This window comes from Pseudomonas sp. L13, assembly GCF_009935965.1.
Lineage (GTDB): Bacteria > Pseudomonadota > Gammaproteobacteria > Pseudomonadales > Pseudomonadaceae > Aquipseudomonas > Aquipseudomonas lactis.
The window spans coordinates 1-18,482 of sequence record NZ_QODJ01000067.1 but is presented as its reverse complement, the minus strand read 5'-3'; the positions used below and the strand labels follow the sequence as shown (position 1 = coordinate 18,482).

At 60.7% G+C, this 18,482-nt stretch carries 17 protein-coding genes; 10 read left to right on the top strand and 7 right to left on the bottom strand.

What is annotated here, in order from left to right:
• The first annotated feature begins 187 nt into the window (after positions 1 to 187).
• Positions 188 to 742 (top strand): GNAT family N-acetyltransferase, encoded by a 555-nt coding sequence (locus DK871_RS24550; protein WP_161906945.1) that lies wholly within the window; start codon positions 188 to 190, stop codon positions 740 to 742.
• Positions 739 to 2,310, top strand: coding sequence for an alkaline phosphatase (locus DK871_RS24545; RefSeq protein WP_161906944.1), 1,572 nt, complete (start codon positions 739 to 741; stop codon positions 2,308 to 2,310). Before DK871_RS24550 ends, DK871_RS24545 begins: the two co-directional genes overlap by 4 nt.
• A gap of 90 nt (positions 2,311 to 2,400) precedes the next feature.
• On the opposite strand, the gene DK871_RS24540 is transcribed toward DK871_RS24545, so the two are convergent.
• Positions 2,401 to 3,042, bottom strand: coding sequence for an alanyl-tRNA editing protein (locus DK871_RS24540; protein WP_161906943.1), 642 nt, complete (start codon positions 3,040 to 3,042; stop codon positions 2,401 to 2,403).
• An 89-nt stretch (positions 3,043 to 3,131) separates the two neighbouring features.
• Between DK871_RS24540 and DK871_RS24535 the strand changes: the two genes are divergently transcribed.
• Positions 3,132 to 4,064, top strand: coding sequence for a LysR family transcriptional regulator (locus tag DK871_RS24535; RefSeq protein ID WP_161906942.1), 933 nt, complete (start codon positions 3,132 to 3,134; stop codon positions 4,062 to 4,064).
• A 132-nt stretch (positions 4,065 to 4,196) separates the two neighbouring features.
• On the opposite strand, the gene DK871_RS24530 is transcribed toward DK871_RS24535, so the two are convergent.
• Complete coding sequence (locus tag DK871_RS24530) at positions 4,197 to 4,604, bottom strand: PA2817 family protein (RefSeq protein WP_016970230.1); 408 nt, start codon at positions 4,602 to 4,604, stop codon at positions 4,197 to 4,199.
• Between the two features lie 75 nt (positions 4,605 to 4,679).
• Positions 4,680 to 7,127, bottom strand: coding sequence for an acyl-CoA dehydrogenase (locus DK871_RS24525; RefSeq protein WP_161906941.1), 2,448 nt, complete (start codon positions 7,125 to 7,127; stop codon positions 4,680 to 4,682).
• Between the two features lie 190 nt (positions 7,128 to 7,317).
• Here DK871_RS24525 and DK871_RS24520 point away from each other — a divergent pair, with 190 nt between their 5' ends.
• The 4 genes from DK871_RS24520 (at position 7,318) to DK871_RS24505 (ending at position 10,495) form a co-directional block, all read left to right on the top strand.
• On the top strand, positions 7,318 to 7,977 hold the full coding sequence (locus DK871_RS24520; protein ID WP_032892576.1) for a transglutaminase family protein: 660 nt from the start codon (positions 7,318 to 7,320) through the stop codon (positions 7,975 to 7,977).
• A 56-nt stretch (positions 7,978 to 8,033) separates the two neighbouring features.
• Complete coding sequence (locus DK871_RS24515) at positions 8,034 to 8,651, top strand: glutathione S-transferase family protein (RefSeq protein WP_161906940.1); 618 nt, start codon at positions 8,034 to 8,036, stop codon at positions 8,649 to 8,651.
• A 135-nt stretch (positions 8,652 to 8,786) separates the two neighbouring features.
• Positions 8,787 to 9,719 (top strand): ABC transporter ATP-binding protein, encoded by a 933-nt coding sequence (locus tag DK871_RS24510; protein ID WP_043050302.1) that lies wholly within the window; start codon positions 8,787 to 8,789, stop codon positions 9,717 to 9,719.
• Positions 9,716 to 10,495 carry an ABC transporter permease gene (locus tag DK871_RS24505; protein WP_003190115.1) on the top strand — a complete coding sequence of 260 codons (780 nt, stop codon included), beginning with the start codon at positions 9,716 to 9,718 and terminating at the stop codon, positions 10,493 to 10,495. Before DK871_RS24510 ends, DK871_RS24505 begins: the two co-directional genes overlap by 4 nt.
• A gap of 174 nt (positions 10,496 to 10,669) precedes the next feature.
• Here DK871_RS24505 and DK871_RS24500 read toward each other — a convergent pair whose 3' ends face one another.
• Positions 10,670 to 11,209 carry a TetR/AcrR family transcriptional regulator gene (locus DK871_RS24500; RefSeq protein WP_161906939.1) on the bottom strand — a complete coding sequence of 180 codons (540 nt, stop codon included), beginning with the start codon at positions 11,207 to 11,209 and terminating at the stop codon, positions 10,670 to 10,672.
• A 91-nt stretch (positions 11,210 to 11,300) separates the two neighbouring features.
• Between DK871_RS24500 and DK871_RS24495 the strand changes: the two genes are divergently transcribed.
• The 3 genes from DK871_RS24495 to DK871_RS24485 all read left to right on the top strand — a co-directional run bounded on the left by DK871_RS24495 (position 11,301) and on the right by DK871_RS24485 (position 15,682).
• A complete protein-coding gene (locus tag DK871_RS24495; protein WP_161906938.1) occupies positions 11,301 to 12,488 on the top strand; it encodes an MFS transporter in 1,188 nt (395 codons plus the stop codon).
• Between the two features lie 111 nt (positions 12,489 to 12,599).
• The gene (locus tag DK871_RS24490; RefSeq protein WP_161906937.1) at positions 12,600 to 13,748 is read left to right on the top strand and encodes a TDT family transporter; all 1,149 of its coding nucleotides are present in this window, start codon (positions 12,600 to 12,602) and stop codon (positions 13,746 to 13,748) included.
• Positions 13,749 to 13,807: 59 nt separating this feature from the next.
• Complete coding sequence (locus tag DK871_RS24485; protein WP_161906936.1) at positions 13,808 to 15,682, top strand: MFS transporter; 1,875 nt, start codon at positions 13,808 to 13,810, stop codon at positions 15,680 to 15,682.
• Positions 15,683 to 15,790: 108 nt separating this feature from the next.
• Here DK871_RS24485 and sugE read toward each other — a convergent pair whose 3' ends face one another.
• From sugE to rdgC, 3 genes are all read right to left on the bottom strand, one after another.
• A complete protein-coding gene (gene sugE / locus DK871_RS24480) occupies positions 15,791 to 16,105 on the bottom strand; it encodes a quaternary ammonium compound efflux SMR transporter SugE (protein WP_010211634.1) in 315 nt (104 codons plus the stop codon).
• A gap of 109 nt (positions 16,106 to 16,214) precedes the next feature.
• The gene (locus tag DK871_RS24475) at positions 16,215 to 17,174 is read right to left on the bottom strand and encodes a bile acid:sodium symporter family protein (RefSeq protein WP_161906935.1); all 960 of its coding nucleotides are present in this window, start codon (positions 17,172 to 17,174) and stop codon (positions 16,215 to 16,217) included.
• A 166-nt stretch (positions 17,175 to 17,340) separates the two neighbouring features.
• The gene (rdgC, locus tag DK871_RS24470) at positions 17,341 to 18,261 is read right to left on the bottom strand and encodes a recombination-associated protein RdgC (protein WP_020301078.1); all 921 of its coding nucleotides are present in this window, start codon (positions 18,259 to 18,261) and stop codon (positions 17,341 to 17,343) included.
• Positions 18,262 to 18,482 lie beyond the last annotated feature (221 nt).

Here is an 18,482-nt window from a genome sequence, read left to right as displayed (position 1 = left end):
GTTACCCCGTCATTGAATTAGGGGCAAAACGCTAACAGCCAAAAATGACCGATTGGTTAACTTTACTTGACCGTTTAGAGGCTCTAGGACGCGTCTTTCAGAAAAATTACCGGTCAGTTTTCAAGCGTAATGAAACTGACACTCGGGGCATCCATGCTTGAGAAATTTATCTTGAGAGCCGGCCTCCATGCCCACTGCACTGCCTCAATTGACGACCCCGCGACTGTTGTTGCGCGCCCTGCAAATGCACCAGGCGCAGGTGCTTTTCACGCTTGCCAACGGGCCGAAAATTGCCGACAACACGGCGAACATTCCATCGCCCTACACCTTGGAAACCGCGCAGGATTTTATTGCGGGGATCGCTGACAAGTACCGCACCGGTGAGCTGTTGAACCTGGGGATGCATGTGCGCGGCACCGACGAATTGGTCGGCATGGTCAGCCTGCGGATCAATGCTCGCCATCACTATGGACACTTGGGTGGCTGGGTGGCGGCGCACTGCCGTAATCAGGGTTACGCGGCGGAAGCGGCGAGTGCGGTGATGGACTTCGGCTTCGAGGCGCTAGGCTTGCAGCGCGTGGGCAGCCAGTGTTTCGCGCGCAACAAGGAATCGGCGCGGGTCATGGAGAAGATCGGCCTGCGCTATGAAGGCTGCATGCGCCAGGCGTTTTTAAAGAACGGCGTGTATGAGGACATGCTCGGGTTTGCCACCGTGCGTGACGACTGGGAGCGCAGCTTGTGAGCGGTGGGGTGGACCAAGGCCGGCGCCGGGTCCTCGGCGGGCTGGCGGTCGCTACGGCATTTTCGATCCTCAGCCCGTTTGCGTGCAGTGCCGGGGCGGATTATCCGTTCACCCTCGGCGTGGCTTCCGGCGACCCGCTGCCAGATGGCTTTGTGATCTGGACGCGCCTGGCGCCGTTGTTCAATGCTGCGGATGGCTGTGGCGGCCTGAGTCGCTCGGTGCCGGTGCGTTGGCGGGTGGCCAGCGATGCGGCGATGACGCGCATTGTGAAGCAGGGCGAAGTACTGGCGACGCAGCGTTTTGCTCACGCAGTGCATGTCGAGGTGGCGGGGCTGGCGGCGGATCGGCCGTATTGGTACCAGTTTGAAGGGCTCGGTGCGCAGAGCCCGGTGGGCCAGTCCCGCACCATGCCGCCGCTGCACGCCATGGCCACGGCCCGGCTGGGCTTTGTGTCCTGCTCGCACTGGGAGCGCGGTTACTTCAGCGCCTACCGACACCTTGCCGCCGAGCAGCCGGACCTGGTGTTTTTCCTCGGTGATTATATTTACGACAGTTCCTATGCTGCGCAGTCGGGCAAGGTGTTTCGCTCTCACGGCAGTGGCAATGCGCAAAGCCTGAGCGATTACCGCAACCGCTATGCGCTGTACAAGACTGATCCGGACCTGCAGGCCCTTCACGCCGCCGCCCCCAGCGTCGTGACCTGGGACGACCACGAAGTGCAGAATGACTACGCCAACCGCTGGTCCCAAGACCCGAAGATGGCCGTGGTGCAGTTTCTCAAACAACGGGCGGCGGCGTACCAGGCGTTTTACGAACACATGCCCCTGCGTGCCAGCAGCGTGCCGAAGGGGCCGGACATGCGCATCTACCGGCGCCTGGACTATGGCCAGCTTGCGCGTTTCCATGTGCTCGACGGTCGCCAGTACCGTTCCGAGCAACCGTGCATCGCGGCCAATGGCAGCCACCAAGGGCATATTGTCACCACCCCTTGCAGCGACCTGCGTGACCCTGGCCGCACGTTGCTCGGCTGGCAGCAAGAGGCCTGGCTGGATCAAGGATTTGCCCAGTCCAAGGCGCAGTGGAATATCATCGCCCAGGATTTACTGGTGGCGCCGCTGATGCAGCGTGACCTCACCAACCATAAGCTTGGCCGCTGGACCGATGGTTGGGATGGCTACATGGCTAACCGCTCACGAATGCTGGCGTCGATCGTGCGCAATCGAGTGAAGAACCCGGTGTTCTGGGGTGGGGATATTCATTCGTTCTGGGCCACCGACCTGCATGCCGACGCCGACAATCCGGACTCGGCGGTGGTCGCCACCGAGTTCGTCGGCTCGTCGGTGACCTCCGATGGCCCGCCCTATGACGCGTTCATGAAGATCATGCCGCTCAACCCTCATGTGAAGTTCTTCGACAGCCGTCAGCGTGGCTATGTGTCGGTGGAGTTGGCGGCCAACACCATGCAGACGAATTTTCGTGCGATCAGCGATCCGCGTGACCCGGCGGCGACGGTGTCGACGTTGAAGTCGTTCGTCAATGAATCGGGCCAGCCAAGCGTGGCCCTGTAGGAGCGAGCTTGCTCGCGAAAAACTCACAGGCACCCCGTGCAACCTGACTGCTCGCGTTATCGTTGACGTTCTTCGCGAGCAAGCTCGCTCCTACAGTGTCAGGGTGTCAGCGAGGCTGTAGCGCACCGACAGTGCGCCTTTTTTTTCTGACAACGCCAGGATCGTTACCTGGCCCAGTTCGCTCAACGCTTGAACATGCGTGCCGCCACAGGCGTAAGCCGGTAATTCGCCGAAGCCGACTTCGCGGGTGCCGTCTTCCAGTGTCATGTGGCGGGGATAGTCGGCGGCGATCCATGTGTTGACCCATTGCTGGAGCGTCTGCGCATCCATGTCTTGCGCGGCCTGGCCACGGATAAAGGTGATCTTGCCTTCGCCCGGCCAATGGTGGGCCTTGATCGGCATCCATCCCAGGCGTTCGCCAGCATTGCCAATCAAGTGCCCCGCCGAATGCAGGCGCGTATGCAAGGCGCGACGCTGTGCGTCGACTCGCGCAATGGCGGGTCCAGGTTCCAGAGGTCGGTCGACGTAGTGCACCACCTGTTCGGCTTCCTGCATGACTCGCAGCACCTGGCTCTCACCGAGCCAACCGGTGTCGAACGGCTGGCCACCGCCTTGGGGATGGAAAATCGTCGATTGCACAATCACGGCGAATTGCTCTTCGTACGGGGTGCAACTGAGCACTTCCAGCTCGGCCGTCAGGTGATCGTGGGTAAAAAACAGGCGCTCGGTCATCATCTACATCCGCATCAGGGTTCTGTGGGCAGTATAAATAGTGCGCAGATGAGTGATAATCCGCTCAATTATCAATGGACCTGTGCGTCATGAGCATCAATCTTCCTTTGCCGTTGTTGGGTGAAATGGCGATTTTCGTCAAGGTCGTCGAAACCGGCAGCTTCTCCGAAGCGGCGCGGCAACTCAGCGTTTCACCTTCGGCGGTGAGCCGCAGTATCTCGCGCCTGGAACACGCCCTGGCCACGCGCCTGCTGCAACGCACCACGCGCAAGCTGCGCCTGAGCGAGGGCGGCGAGGAGGTGTTCAAGCGTTGCCAGGAGATGGTCAATGCCGCGCGCTCGGTGATGGAAATCAGTGGGCAATTTACCCATGAGGCCGAGGGCCTGGTTCGGGTCAGTGTGCCCAAGGCGGTGGGGCGATTCGTGGTGCACCCGCATATGTCGGAATTCTTGCGGCGCTATCCCAAGGTGGATGTGCAATTGATCCTGGAAGATCGGCATGTGGATTTGATCGACGACAACGTCGACTTGAGCATCCGTATCACCGACAGCCCACCGCCAGGCTTGGTCGGGCGCCAGTTGTTGCCCATCGAACATTTGCTGTGTGCGACGCCGCAGTACCTGGCCGAGCACGGTACACCGAGCCATCCCCATGATCTGCTCGGGCACAGTTGCATCTACCTGGGTGAGACACCTGGAGATTCACGCTGGAAGTTTCGCCAGGCTGGCAAGGCGGTCACGGTCGGTGTACGCGGCCGGTATGCGGCTAATCACACTGGGGTGCGACTGGAGGCGGCCTTGCAGCATGTCGGGATTGCCAGCTTGCCGTATTTCACCGCGCGGCATGCGTTGGAAGCGGGGGAGTTGGTGCAGGTGTTGCCGGGGTGGGATTTTATTGCCTCGTACCATGGTGAGGCGTGGCTGCTGCATTCGCCCACACGTTACCTGCCGCCGAAGTTGCGGGTGTTTATCGATTATCTGGTGGAGTGCATGGCCAAGGAGCCAACGCTGCGGCGGCGGTAGGGCCGAGGGGCAAGCGTTAATGCCTGTAGGAGCGAGCTTGCTCGCGAAAAACTCACAGGCGCCGCGTTTATTCAGGAAGCACGCGTTATCGTTGACGTTTTTCGCGAGCAAGCTCGCTCCTACATAGTGGTATCAGTGTTTGCTCTGGTCCTGAGGCATCGCCAGCAGCTGTTTTTCCTGGTTCCAGTCGAACGGTTCGTCGTTCTGTTCGGCTTCAAAGCGACGTTCTTCCAGGGCCTGGTACAGGTCCAGTTCTTCGTCGGGCATGAAGTGCAGGCAATCGCCGCCAAAGAACCACAGCAGGTCGCGGGGCACCAAGTGGGCAATTTGCGGGTAGCGCAGGATGACCTGGCTCATCAGGTCCTGGCCCAGGTACTGGCTTTCGATCGGGTCGATCGGCAGCAGGGCGCGCAGTTCGTCGAAACGCTCCAGGAACAGCGAGTGGCTTTCCTCGGGCACCTGTTCGGCTTCGCCGACGGCAACCAGGATGCTGCGCAAGTGGTCGAGCAAGACGAGATGATCGGCAACGACGTTGGACACGAGATAAGGCCTCTAAAGCAAAAACGGGCGCGAGAGTATAAGCCTCTCGCGCCCGTTTTTATATGACCGCTCGACTCAGCGGACTTTACCTTCTGCCTGCATCAGCGCTTCCTTGCTGAAATCATCCACGTCGATCACCTTGCGTCGCGCCGCCTCGGCATCGCGCAGGGTTTGCGCCTCGGCCGGTTGCAGCACGCCGGCCTGCAAGGCCGCGTCGATGGCGTGCTCGCCGGCCACCGGTTTGACCTTGCCGCTCTTGAGCGCGCTGTGGAGTTTCTTCTGCAAGGGGTGGCTGGCACCGAGCAGGTCGTAGGCATGTTGCAGGGCGCCCACCGGATCCTCTGCCGATTGTGGGCGGTAACAGCCGGCCAGCAACTCTTCCAGGGTCGGGTCGCCCTTGGCGCGGCCGATCACGGCTGCCACTTCGGCGTCCAGCGCGTCGGACGGCCCGGTATGACGACGCCCGAATGGGAACACAATCACTCGCAGCAGGCAGCCCAGCACCTTGTTCGGGAAGTTGCTCAGCAGTTCATCCAGCGCACGTTCCGATTCACCCAGGCTTTCTTCCATGGCCCAGGCAAACAGCGGCTCCAGGTGGTCCGGCGAGTCCAGGTCGTGATAACGCTTGAGCGCCGCCGAGGCCAGGTACATGTGGCTCAACACATCACCCAGGCGGGCGGACAGGCGTTCGCGGCGCTTGAGCTCGCCACCCAGCAACATCATGCTCAGGTCGGCCAGCAGGGCAAACGCAGCCGCCTGGCGGTTCAAAGCACGGAAGTAGCCCTGGCTCAAACGGTTGCCCGGGGCTTTTTCGAAATGCCCCAAGCCCAGGTTCAGCACCAGGGTGCTTGCGGCATTGCTCACGGCAAAGCCGATGTGTTGCATCAGCAGGCCGTCGAATTCCTTCAACGCCTGGTCATGGTCTTCGCGACCGGCCAGGGCCATTTCCTTGAGCACGAAGGGATGGCAACGAATCGCGCCCTGGCCGAAGATCATCAGGTTACGCGAGAGGATATTCGCGCCTTCCACGGTGATGAAGATCGGTGCGCCCTGCCAGTTGCGGCCCAGGTAGTTGTTAGGGCCCATGATGATGCCCTTGCCGCCGTGCACGTCCATGGCGTGGCTGATGCACTCACGACCGCGTTCGGTCAAGTGGTACTTGAGGATCGCCGACAGCACCGAGGGCTTCTCGCCCAGGTCGACAGCGTTGGCGGTGAGCATGCGCGCGCTGTCCATCAGCCAGGCGTTGCCACCGATACGCGCCAGGGCTTCCTGGATGCCTTCGAAGGCCGACAGCGGCACGTTGAACTGTTCGCGCACCTGGGCATATTGCCCGGTCACCAGGCTGGTGAACTTGGCGGCGCCGGTGCCGACGGCGGGCAGCGAGATCGAACGGCCGACCGACAGGCAGTTCATCAGCATCATCCAGCCCTTGCCGAGCATTTCCTGGCCACCGATCAGGTATTCCAGGGGGATGAACACATCCTTGCCGGAGTTGGGGCCGTTCATGAAGGCGGCGCCAAGCGGCAGGTGACGACGGCCGATTTCCACGCCAGGGGTGTCGGTAGGAATCAACGCGAGGCTGATGCCCAGGTCTTCTTCTTCACCCAGCAGGTGGTCCGGGTCATGGGCCTTGAAGGCCAGGCCAAGCAAGGTCGCGACAGGGCCGAGGGTGATGTAGCGTTTTTCCCAGTTCAGGCGCAGGCCGAGGGTTTCCTTGCCTTCCCATTCGCCTTTGCAGATCACCCCGGTGTCGGGCATGGCGCCCGCATCGGAGCCGGCCAGCGGGCCGGTGAGGGCGAAGCAGGGGATGTCGTCGCCACGGGCCAGGCGCGGCAGGTAGTGGTTGCGTTGTTCCTCGGTGCCGTAGTGCAGCAGCAGCTCGGCCGGGCCGAGGGAGTTGGGGACCATCACGGTGGACGCCAGGTCACCGCTACGGGTGGCGAGCTTCATGGCGACCTGGGAGTGGGCATAGGCAGAGAAGCCCTTGCCGCCGTACTCCTTGGGAATGATCAGGGCGAAGAAACCGTGGGTCTTGATGTGTTCCCAGGCTTGCGGCGGCAGGTCCATGGCCTGGCCGATTTCCCAGTCGCTGACCATGGCGCAGAGTTCTTCGGTGGGGCCGTCGATAAACGCCTGCTCTTCCTCGGTCAATTGCGCCTTGGGGTAGGCCAGCAATTTGTCCCAGTCGGGGCGGCCGCTGAACAGCTCGCCGTCCCACCACACCGTGCCGGCATCGATCGCATCGCGCTCGGTCTCGGACATCGGTGGCAGCACTTTCTGGAACCAGCTGAACAGCGGCTTGGTGAAGTATTGGCGGCGCAGGTCAGGCAGCAACAACGGCGCGGCCACCACGGCCAGGAGCACCCAGAAGATCAGCAGCAGCCAACCCGGTGCATGGCTCCAGGCGCCCATCGCCAGCAGGTAGACGGCGACCACGCCCAGGGCGGGCAGGGGGGCAGTACGGCGGTGTGCCAGGTAGGCAATGCCGACCACCAGCACCAGTATCCACAACAACAGCATATTCAATCCTCCGTGAACCAGGGGCGAAACCACCAGGGAGCTTAGTCGGCATCCGAACAAGCCGGGTGATCAGGGTGTAACAAGGTGTACTGGGCAACCCATCAGCCGGCGCCGGCATTTGGCCGAATCGTCGTTATCTCTCGAGCAGGCCTGGTGGTTAAACTCCAGGCTCCCCTCGGAGATCAAGCTCATGAATACGTACTTGAGTCCCAGCCGCTTCATCGATAGTGACCACCCTGTGGTGGTGGAGTTCGCCGAGAAACATCGTGGAACCCGCCCGGATTTAAGTGACCAGGCAGTCAGTCTTTACTACGCAGTGCGTGAGGCCATTCGCTACAACCCCTATACCTTCAGCCGTGACCCCAACACCTTGAGCGCCAGCTTTGCCCTGGCGGCCGGCGAAAGCTATTGCGTACCCAAAGCCACGTTGCTCGCCGCTTGCGCGCGCCACTGCGGCATCCCTGCGCGCATTGGCCTGGCGGACGTGCGCAACCACCTGTCCACACCGCGACTGCTCGCCCTGCTCAAAAGTGACGTGTTCGCCATGCACGGTTATACCGAGCTCTACCTGAACGGCCGCTGGGTCAAGGCCACTCCGGCGTTCAACCAGCAACTGTGCGAAGTGTTCGACGTGCCGCCGCTGGAATTCGATGGCCTGCACGACAGCGTGTTCCACGCGTTCAATCGCCAGGGCCAGCGTTCGATGGAGTACGTGGTGGACCACGGGCAATTTGCTGATGTGCCTGAAGCATTTTTCTTCGCGCACATCCGCCAGTGTTACCCGCACCTGTTTGGCGACGATGCGCCCACCTTGCTCGGCGATATGCAGGGCGATTTAAGCCGCGGCTGAACCGGCGTATGCTGCTGCCTTCATCAAGCCATGTTCATCAACGATAAGGCGCGGTCATGCTGAAGATCTGGGGTCGTAAAAATTCATCAAACGTCAGGAAAGCACTGTGGTGCGCCGAGGAACTCGGCCTGGACTATGAAGCAATTGATGCGGGCGGGGCTTTTGGTGTGGTCGATACCCCGCGATACCGGGCCATGAACCCCAATGGCCGGGTGCCGGTGATCGAAGATGGCGACTTTGTGCTGTGGGAATCCAACACCATCGTGCGTTACCTGTGCGCCAAGCAGGCATCGGACTTTTACCCCAGCGACCTGCAAGCCCGAGCCAATGCCGAGAAGTGGATGGACTGGACCACTTCCACGCTCGCCGACCCGTTCAAGGCGGTGTTCTGGGGCATCGTGCGCACCCCGGCTGACCAGCAAAACTGGGACAGCATCAATGCCGGGCGCCAAGCCTGTATCGACGCGCTCAAAACCGTCGAGCAAGCCCTCGCCGAGCAACCCTACCTGTCCGGCCAAGCATTCGGCATGGGCGATATTCCCTTGGGCTGCTTCATCTACGCCTGGTTCGAGATGCCCATCGAACGCCCCTCCATGCCCAATCTGGAGGCCTGGTACCAGCGCCTGCAACAGCGCCCGGCCTACCGCAAGGCGGTGATGACCGCGTTGACTTAATACACACTATTAATACGGGTGACTGTACTTGTGCGGCATGGGCACGCACCATGCTCGCATTGCATCGCAGGTTGAACTACCTGCGGTGTGCCTTCATCTATTCTTTCTATTCCCTTCTTTGGTGCGTATTCCCATATGAGTTCCGCTCTGTCCATCCGGCAGCTAACCAAAACCTACGGCAACGGTTTCCAGGCCCTGAGTGGTATCGATCTGGACGTTGCCGAAGGTGACTTCTTCGCCTTGCTCGGCCCCAACGGTGCCGGCAAATCCACCACCATCGGCATTCTCTCGACCCTGGTCAACAAGACCAGCGGCACGGTGAATATCTTCGGGCATGACCTGGACAAATCCCCGGCGGCGCTCAAGCGCTCCATCGGCGTGGTGCCCCAGGAATTCAATTTCAACCAGTTCGAAAAGACCTTCGACATTGTCGTGACCCAGGCCGGCTACTACGGCATTCCAGCCAAAATTGCTAAGGAACGCGCCGAGCAATACCTGACCCAACTGGGCCTGTGGGACAAGCGTGACGTGCCTTCGCGCTCGCTGTCCGGTGGCATGAAGCGCCGCCTGATGATCGCCCGTGCCCTGGTGCATGAGCCGCGCCTGTTGATCCTCGACGAACCTACCGCCGGCGTGGATATCGAGCTGCGCCGTTCGATGTGGACCTTCCTCACCGAACTGAACGAGAAGGGCATCACCATCATCCTCACCACCCATTACCTGGAAGAGGCTGAGCAGTTGTGCCGCAACATCGGCATCATCGACCACGGCACCATTGTCGAGAACACCAGCATGCGCAACCTGCTGGGCCAGTTGCATGTGGAAACCTTCCTGCTCGACCTGAAGAACAACCTGTCGGTGGCCCCGCAGTTGCTCGGCTACCCGAGCCGGCTGGTGGACAGCCACACCCTGGAGGTGCAGGTGGATAAGGCCATGGGCATCACCGCGCTGTTCACCCAATTGGCGACTCAGAACATCGAAGTGCTGAGCCTGCGTAATAAAACCAATCGCCTTGAGGAGTTGTTCGTGTCCCTGGTGGAGAAAAATCTGGCGAAGGTGGCGGTATGAGTTCCGAACTGCAACCCAACCTCGTCGCGCTGCAAACCATTGTCTATCGCGAAGTGAAGCGCTTTACCCGGATCTGGCCGCAGACCCTGCTGCCGCCGGCGATCACCATGGTCCTGTACTTTGTGATCTTCGGTAACCTGATCGGCCGGCAGATCGGCGACATGGGTGGTTTCACCTACATGGAATACATCGTGCCGGGCCTGATCATGATGTCGGTGATCACCAACTCCTACGGCAACGTGGTGTCGAGTTTCTTTGGCAGCAAGTTCCAGCGCTCCATCGAAGAACTGATGGTCTCGCCGGTGTCACCGCACACCATCCTCATTGGCTACACCTTGGGCGGCGTGTTGCGTGGCCTGATGGTGGGGGTGATCGTGACGCTGCTGTCGCTGTTCTTTACCCACCTGCAGGTGCATCACCTTGGGGTCACTATTCTGGTGGTCGTGCTGACGGCGACGATCTTCTCGCTGCTGGGCTTTATCAACGCCGTGTTCGCCCGCAATTTCGATGATATTTCCATCATTCCGACCTTCGTGCTGACGCCGCTGACCTACCTGGGCGGGGTGTTTTATTCCATCACCTTGCTGCCGCCGTTCTGGCAGACGGTGTCCCTGGCCAACCCGGTGCTGCACATGGTTAACGCCTTCCGCTACGGCATTCTGGGCGTGTCGGATATCAAGATCAGCGTGGCGATCACCTTTATGATCGTCGCCACCATCGTCTTGTATATCGGCTGCGCGCGGTTGCTGGTGAGTGGGCGTGGGATGCGTACATGATGTGGGATTGGAAATAACAAAACGGCCTCATCAGAGGCCGTTTTTTATTGGATGCACACCGAACAAGTGTGGGAGCTGGCTTGCCTGCGATGGTATCGACTTCGCTTGACGGGTGTACCGAGGTGTCTGCATCGCAGGCAAGCCAGCTCCCACATTTTGGTCGGTGCACGCGCTTTAGTTTTTCAGTGCCAGTTCGATCAGGGCGTGTAGTTCTTCTACCGCCAACGGCTGGGCCGAGAACAGAATACGAAACACCGTGGGCGCGGCGAGCAGGTTGATCAGATGGTCAACGCTCGGCGGCTGTTCCTGCGGATAGCGATCCACGATCACCTGCAACTGCCCACTCAGGATGCTCACGCAATACCCTGGGGTCGGGCTGCTTTGCACGTCGCGCATCATATTGCGGCCTACGTCCGAACTCATCTCGTCCAGGTATTGCTCGGCCCAGGCTTGCAGGTCGCCGCGCAGGCTGCCGGTATTGGCCGGCTCGCAGTCTGGACGCATGCGGGCCAGGGCGACGTCGGCGAGCAGTACTGACAGATCGCCCCAACGTCGGTAAATGGTCGACGGCGTAACGCCTGCACACGCCGCAATCATCGGCACGGTGACGCTGGAGCGCTCATGGGCTTCCAGCAATTCACGCACCGCCCTGTGGACGGATTCTTGTACCCGGGCACTACGGCCCCCCGGGCGGAGGCCTTCTTTGATCGCCATGGGCAAGACCTTAACACAAAGAATTTGCTTTAAGCGCCAGCGAGTAGCACACTCCACAAAAGCAAAATATTAGCTTTAGCGGAGCGTGCCCATGTCCAGCGTCATCTCTCAACGGTCCAGCCTAGCGTTTCTGGTGATCACCGTGCTGACCTTCCTTGCCGCCTCCAGCGCGCCGACGCCGTTGTACCAGGTGTATCAAGACCACCTGCATTTTTCGGCGGCCATGCTCACGGCCATCTTCGGCGTGTATGCCGTGAGCCTGCTGGCGGCGCTGCTGACGGTGGGGTCGCTTTCGGATTACCTGGGGCGCAAGCCGGTGATCTTTGCCGCGCTGCTGATCAACATCGTGGCGATGCTGCTGTTTATCGTTGCTGACAGCACCGCCTGCCTGCTGGCCGCCCGCGCCTTGCAGGGCTTCGCGACCGGCACGGCGACCGCGGTGTTGGGTGCGACGCTGCTCGACACCGACCGCGTGCGCGGCCCGATGCTCAACAGCCTTGCACCGATGCTCGGTATGGCCAGTGGTGGCCTGGGCAGTGGGCTGCTGGTGGAGTTCGCGCCGTGGCCGACCCAAATGATCTATTACACCCTGCTGGGCTTGATGGTGTTGCAGGCCCTGTATGTGTGGCGCCTGCCTGAAACGGTCAGCCGCATACCGGGCGCCTTGAAGTCGCTGGCGCCCACCCTGCATGTGCCACCGCAAGCGCGCCGCGCGTTGTGGTTGGCGATGCCATTGAATGTGGCCGTGTGGGCGCTGGGTGGGTTCTTTTCCTCGCTGGCGCCGTCGTTGGTGCGTGTCGCCACCGGGTCGACCTCGCACTTGATCGGCGGCGGGCTGGTGGCGGTGGTGACCTTGAGCGGTGCGGTGATGATCTACAGCCTGCGCAACCACGCGGCTGACAGGGTGATGCGCTGGTCGGCGGCACTGCTGGCCGTGGGCGTGGGGTTGCTGCTGGTTGCCGTAAACACCGCCAGCCTGTGGCTGTTCTTTGTCGCCAGTGTGATCGCAGGCCTGGGCTTCGGCGGCGGTTTCATGGGCAGTGTGCGCAGTATCGTGGGCCTGGCATTGCCCCATGAACGGGCGGGCCTGATGTCGGCGTTCTATGTATTGAGCTACCTGGCGTTCTGCATACCGGCGTTATTGGCGGGGAACCTGAGCCGTGTGTTTGGCCTGATCGCGACCACGGACGGCTACGGTGCGGTGCTTATCTTGCTGTCTGTCGCCGCGCTTGTTGGGTTGTTGTGGCGGGACACGGCGCAGGCAAGGGCGAGGGCCTGATTGCGACTAATATAGGTAAAATAGATAACAGTTAGAGATATTACCCGTTATATAGATATTCGAGCAGGTTCTATCATGGCTTCAACCTCAAATGAGGAAGAGGATTAACCCATGACCTGCTCGACCACTCACCGCTACAAACCCTTCAGTCACCTGACCCGGCCCCGGGAAGTGATTCGCCAGTTCACCCCGAACTGGTTCGCCGCGACCATGGGCACCGGTGTGCTGGCGCTGGCCTTGGCTCAGTTGCCAGTCAACTTGCCAGGTTTGCACGCTGTCGCCGAGGGCCTGTGGCTGTTCACCATCGGCCTGTTTGTGCTGTTCAGCGTGCTCTATGCCGCCCGCTGGGTGATGTTTTTCCACGAGGCGCGACGCATCTTCGGGCACTCCACCGTCTCGATGTTTTTCGGCACCATCCCCATGGGGCTGGCGACCATTCTTAATGGCTTGCTGCTGTTCGGTCTGCCGCGCTGGGGCGGTGATGTGATCCCGTTGGCCGAAGCCTTGTGGTGGCTGGACGTCGCCCTGTCCCTGGCGTGCGGTGTACTGATCCCGTTCATGATGTTTACCCGTCAGGAGCACAGCATCGACCAGATGACCGCCGTCTGGCTGTTGCCTGTGGTGGCGGCCGAAGTGGCGGCTGCCAGCGGCGGCTTGCTCGCGCCGCATTTGGCCGATGCCCATTCGCAATTGGTGATGCTGGTGACCAGCTACGTGTTGTGGGCGTTTTCCCTGCCCGTGGCGTTCAGCATCCTGACCATCCTGATGCTGCGCATGGCCTTGCATAAGTTGCCTCACGCCAATATGGCAGCGTCGAGCTGGTTGGCGCTGGGCCCCATCGGTACCGGTGCCCTGGGCATGTTGTTGCTGGGTACGGACGCCCCTGCGATCTTCGCCGCCAATGGCCTGGCCAGTGTGGGTGAAATGGCCCACGGCCTGGGCCTGATTGCGGGCATCACCCTGTGGGGCTTCGGCTTGTGGTGGATGTTGATTGCGGTATTGATCACCCTGCGTTACCTGCGCGCCGGTATCCCGTTCAACCTGGGCTGGTGGGGCTTCACCTTCCCATTGGGGGTGTACGCCCTGGCCACACTTAAGTTGGCGAGCCTGCTGCAGCTGGAATTTTTCAGCGTGTTTGGCAGTGTGCTGGTGGTTGCGCTGGCGCTGATGTGGCTGATCGTGGCCAAGCGCACCGTGCAGGGCGCTTATAAAGGCGAGCTTTTTGTTTCGCCTTGTATTGCCGGGTTAGCGAATAAGTAAGCAGGATTAGGTAAAGTCGTGGCCTGATAAATAAAGGCCACGCAGGAACACGGACGACGATGAGCCATCCTTCCCAATTCACCTTGCTGCGCACGCGGCGCTTCTTGCCGTTTTTCATCACCCAATTGCTGGGCGCGTTCAACGACAACATCTTCAAGCAATCGTTGATCCTGGCCATCCTTTACAAGCTCACCATCGAGGGCGACCGCTCCATCTGGGTCAACCTGTGCGCCTTGTTGTTTATCCTGCCGTTCTTCCTGTTCTCGGCGTTGGCCGGGCAGTTTGGCGAGAAATTCAACAAGGACGCGTTGATCCGCGCGATCAAGATCGGCGAGATCGTGATCATGGCCGTGGGCGCCACGGGCTTTTTGACCAATCATCTTGAACTGATGCTGCTGGCGCTGTTTGCCATGGGCACGCACTCGGCGCTGTTCGGCCCGGTGAAGTATTCGATCATGCCCCAGGCATTGCACGACGATGAGTTGGTGGGCGGCAACGGCCTGGTGGAGATGGGCACGTTCCTGGCGATTCTGGCCGGCACCATCGGTGCCGGGATCATGATGTCCTCCACCCATTACGCGCCGGTGGTGGCGGTGGCGATTGTGGCTGTGGCGGTGCTGGGCTACCTGGCCAGCCGCAGCATCCCGCGCGCGGCGGCGTCGACACCGCAACTGCGCCTGGACTGGAATATCTTCACGCAGTCCTGGGCGACGTTGCGCATGGGCCTGGGGCAGACGCCTGCAGTGTCGCGCTCGATTGTCGGCAACTCATGGTTCTGGTTTGTGGGCGCGATCTACCTCACGCAAATCCCGGCCTATGCCAAGGAATGGTTGTACGGCGACGAAACCGTGGTGACCTTGATCCTCACGGTGTTTTCGGTGGGCATCGCCCTGGGCTCGATGCTCTGCGAAAAACTCTCCGGGCGTAAGGTGGAAATCGGGCTGGTGCCGTTTGGCTCGTTTGGCCTGACCGTGTTCGGCCTGCTGCTGTGGTGGCACTCCGGCGGCTTCCCGCAGAACGTCCAGGCCAACGATTGGCTCGCGGTGCTCAGCTACGGACAGGCGTGGTGGGTGCTGCTTGATATCCTCGGCCTGGGTGTGTTCGGCGGCTTTTACATCGTGCCGCTGTATGCGCTGATCCAGTCGCGCACCGCCGAGAACGAACGGGCACGGGTGATCGCGGCCAACAACATTCTCAATGCACTGTTCATGGTGGTCTCGGCCATCGTCTCCATCCTGCTGTTGAGCGTGGCCAAGCTGTCGATCCCCGAGTTGTTCCTGGTGGTGTCGCTGCTCAACATCGCGGTTAACACTTACATCTTTAAAATCGTCCCCGAGTTCACCATGCGCTTCATGATCTGGCTGCTCAGCCATTCCATGTACCGCGTGGAGCATCGCAACCTGGAAGCTATTCCGGACGAAGGCGCCGCGTTGCTGGTGTGCAACCATGTGTCGTTTGTCGATGCGCTGTTGATTGGCGGCGCGGTGCGCCGGCCGATTCGCTTTGTCATGTACTACAAGATCTACCGCTTGCCGGTGCTCAACTTTATCTTCCGCACCGCCGGCGCGATTCCGATTGCCGGGCGCCATGAAGACATTCAGATCTACGAACAGGCGTTCGCGCGGATTGCCCAGTACCTCAAGGATGGCGAGTTGGTGTGCATCTTTCCGGAAGGCAAGCTGACGGCCGATGGCGAGATGAATGAGTTTCGCGGTGGGGTGACGCGCATCCTGGAGGAGACGCCGGTGCCGGTGATCCCCATGGCATTGCAGGGGTTGTGGGGAAGTTTCTTCAGCCGCGATCCTAACAAGGGCTTTTTCCATCGGATCTGGTCGCGGGTGGTGTTGGTGGCGGGTGAGCCGGTGGCCGTGGAGGCGGCGACGCCGGTGCAGTTGCAGGCTGTGGTGGGTGGTTTGCGGGGGAGTGTCAGGTAGTTTGTGGTTGTTTGCCGGGGCCTCATCGCAGGCAAGCCAGCTCCCACCTTTTGAATTGTGAATACAGTCAAATGTGGGAGCTGGCTTGCCTGCGATAGCGGAAGTGGCTTATGTCGAGATCTTGAGGCCAATCAGCCCGCAAATAATCAACGCCACACTGGCCAATCGAAACAGCGCCATGGATTCTCCAAACAAGATAATCCCGGCGATCACCGTGCCCACGGCGCCCACGCCGGTCCAGATGGCATAAGCGGTACCCAGCGGCAGTTCCTTCATGGCCAGCCCCAACAGCCCAAGGCTGACGGCCATGGCGGCAATCGTCAGGGCGGTGGGCAGCGGCTTGCTGAACCCGTCGGTGTACTTCAGGCCGACGGCCCAGCCCACTTCAAACAGCCCGGCAAAAAATAGAATGATCCAGGACATGATGACCTCGCTTCCAAAGTGGGGTCGTCCCCGGGTAAGCGCTTGATAGCGTCGCGAGGTCGTCCCCGCGAAGTTCGGTAGAGTGCCGAAATTGGACCAGGCGATCAAGTCAGGGCGTGGTTTCCAGCGCGCGACGGTCTTCCTTCTCGCTCATGCGGCGGAAGTAGGTCGACAGCAACGCTCCGGAAATATTGTGCCAGACGCTGAAGAGCGCACTGGGCACTGCCGCCAGCGGTGAAAAGTGTGCACTGGCCAACGCAGCACCCAGCCCGGAGTTCTGCATGCCCACTTCCAGGGCCAATGACTTGCGTTGCGCCAGCGGCAACTTGAACAGGCGCCCGGTGAAGTAACCCAGCAAGTAACCGAAGCTGTTGTGCAGCATCACCACGGCCATGATCAGCAGGCCCGACTCGGCAATCTTGCCTTGGCTTGCGGCAACCACGGCCGCGACGATGATCACAATGCTGACCACCGACACCAGTGGCAGCACATCCACCGCATGGCGTACCCGAGCGCCGAGCAAGCGCTGCGCGACCACGCCCAGTACGATGGGCAGCAGCACCACTTGCAGGATCGACCAGAACAGCTCCATGAACGACACCGGCAGCCAGGCCGAGGCCAGCAGCCAGATCAATGCCGGTGTGAGCAGCGGCGCGAGGAGGGTGGTGACGGCGGCAATTGCCACCGATAACGCCAGGTCACCCCGGGCCAGCCAGGTCATGACATTGGACGACGTGCCACTTGGGCAACAGCCGACCAGGATCACGCCAACGGCAATTTCCGCTGGCAAATGGAATGCCTGGCACAGCAACCATGCCACGCCCGGCATGATCACGAAATGCGCGACCACGCCCAAGGCCACGCGCCACGGGTGGCGAGCGACTTCGGCGAAGTCTTCAAGTTTCAAGGTCAGCCCCATGCCGAACATCACCAGGCCCAGCAGTGGGACGATGGCGCTTTTCAGGCCGATGAACCAGCTGGGTTGGAGAAAGGCGACAACGGCGAAGATCAACACCCAGTAGGCGAAGGTGTTGCCGACGAAGCGGCTCAAGGCGGCGAGTGCGCGCATGGGGAGGTCCTTGTTATTAGAGTGTTGGATAGGGCGATGCAATCCAATGTGGGAGCTGGCTTGCCTGCGATAGCGGTGTATCAGTCGGCACTACTCTGGCTGACACTCCGCCATCGCAGGCAAGCCAGCTCCCACACTGACCGTGCCCACAGTGGATCGGTGTTGTTTAGATGCCCTGTGGTGTCTCTTCGCCGCCCAGTGCTTCAACCAACGCAGGCAGGAAATCGCCGAAGGTCAGCATCATCAAGGTAAAGCTGGCATCCAGTTGGCCCAGGGCTTCATCACCACCGTCCTGTTCCGCCTGGTCTTGCAGCAGGTCTTCGAACTTCAGGCGCTTGACGGTCATTTTGTCGTCGAGCATGAAGGACAACTTGTCCTGCCACGCCAGGGACAGTTGGGTCACGACCTTGCCGGTGGTCAGGTGCAGTTGGATCTCTTCGCTGGTCAGGTCCTGGCGCTTGCAACGCACGATGCCGCCGTCTTCGTGGGTGTCGCGCAGTTCGCATTCGTCGAGGACGAAGAAGTCGTCGGCCGGTTTCTGGGTGGTGACCCAGTCGGTCATGATCGCAGTCGGGGCGGTTTTCACCGTCAGCGGGCGCACGGGCAGGGTGCCGATCACTTCGCGCAGGGTGGAGAGCAGGTCTTCGGCGCGCTTGGGGCTGGCCGAGTTGACCAGGATCAGGCCCTGTTTCGGCGCGATCGCAGCGAAGGTCGACGAGCGACGGATAAAGGCGCGGGGCAGGAAGGCCTGGATGATTTCATCCTTGATCTGGTCGCGCTCCTTCTTATAGACCTTGCGCATCTGCTCGGCTTCGATCTCTTCGACTTTCTCTTTAAGTGCATCACGCACCACGCTACCGGGAAGGATGCGTTCTTCCTTGCGGGCGGCGATCAGCAGGAAGTCGCCGCTGACGTGAACCAGGGGGGCATCTTCACCTTTACCGAAAGGTGCGACGAAACCGTAAGTGGTCAACTCCTGGCTTGCACAAGGGCGCGCCAGTTTGGTGGCCATGGCCGCTTCCAACGCCTCGGCATCAACAGGCAGATCTTGGGTCAGGCGATAGATAAGCAGGTTCTTGAACCACATGGGGTGAGTCTCTCCTCTATACAAAGGGGGGCATTATTCTCTTGATCACGCCGCAGGCCAACCCTGCCTAAGCCATTGGAAGGGCTGAAAAAAAAGATTTAAGAAAGTGCTTGCCAGACTTAAGGTCGCTCCGTAGAATGCGCGCCACACCGAAACGAAGGGTGATTAGCTCAGCTGGGAGAGCGTCTGCCTTACAAGCAGAATGTCGGCGGTTCGATCCC

Bases quoted from the DNA above. Each gene is read 5' to 3' on its own strand.
- DK871_RS24520 (WP_032892576.1), top strand. From the start codon at position 7,318: ATGAATACGTACTTGAGTCCCAGCCGCTTCATCGATAGTGACCACCCT.
- DK871_RS24525 (WP_161906941.1), bottom strand. From the start codon at position 7,127: ATGCTGTTGTTGTGGATACTGGTGCTGGTGGTCGGCATTGCCTACCTG.
- DK871_RS24490 (WP_161906937.1), top strand. From the start codon at position 12,600: ATGACCTGCTCGACCACTCACCGCTACAAACCCTTCAGTCACCTGACC.
- DK871_RS24535 (WP_161906942.1), top strand. From the start codon at position 3,132: ATGAGCATCAATCTTCCTTTGCCGTTGTTGGGTGAAATGGCGATTTTC.
- rdgC (WP_020301078.1), bottom strand. From the start codon at position 18,261: ATGTGGTTCAAGAACCTGCTTATCTATCGCCTGACCCAAGATCTGCCT.
- DK871_RS24550 (WP_161906945.1), top strand. From the start codon at position 188: ATGCCCACTGCACTGCCTCAATTGACGACCCCGCGACTGTTGTTGCGC.
- DK871_RS24485 (WP_161906936.1), top strand. From the start codon at position 13,808: ATGAGCCATCCTTCCCAATTCACCTTGCTGCGCACGCGGCGCTTCTTG.
- DK871_RS24500 (WP_161906939.1), bottom strand. From the start codon at position 11,209: ATGGCGATCAAAGAAGGCCTCCGCCCGGGGGGCCGTAGTGCCCGGGTA.
- DK871_RS24540 (WP_161906943.1), bottom strand. From the start codon at position 3,042: ATGACCGAGCGCCTGTTTTTTACCCACGATCACCTGACGGCCGAGCTG.
- DK871_RS24475 (WP_161906935.1), bottom strand. From the start codon at position 17,174: ATGCGCGCACTCGCCGCCTTGAGCCGCTTCGTCGGCAACACCTTCGCC.
- DK871_RS24495 (WP_161906938.1), top strand. From the start codon at position 11,301: ATGTCCAGCGTCATCTCTCAACGGTCCAGCCTAGCGTTTCTGGTGATC.
- DK871_RS24510 (WP_043050302.1), top strand. From the start codon at position 8,787: ATGAGTTCCGCTCTGTCCATCCGGCAGCTAACCAAAACCTACGGCAAC.
- DK871_RS24515 (WP_161906940.1), top strand. From the start codon at position 8,034: ATGCTGAAGATCTGGGGTCGTAAAAATTCATCAAACGTCAGGAAAGCA.
- DK871_RS24505 (WP_003190115.1), top strand. From the start codon at position 9,716: ATGAGTTCCGAACTGCAACCCAACCTCGTCGCGCTGCAAACCATTGTC.
- sugE (WP_010211634.1), bottom strand. From the start codon at position 16,105: ATGTCCTGGATCATTCTATTTTTTGCCGGGCTGTTTGAAGTGGGCTGG.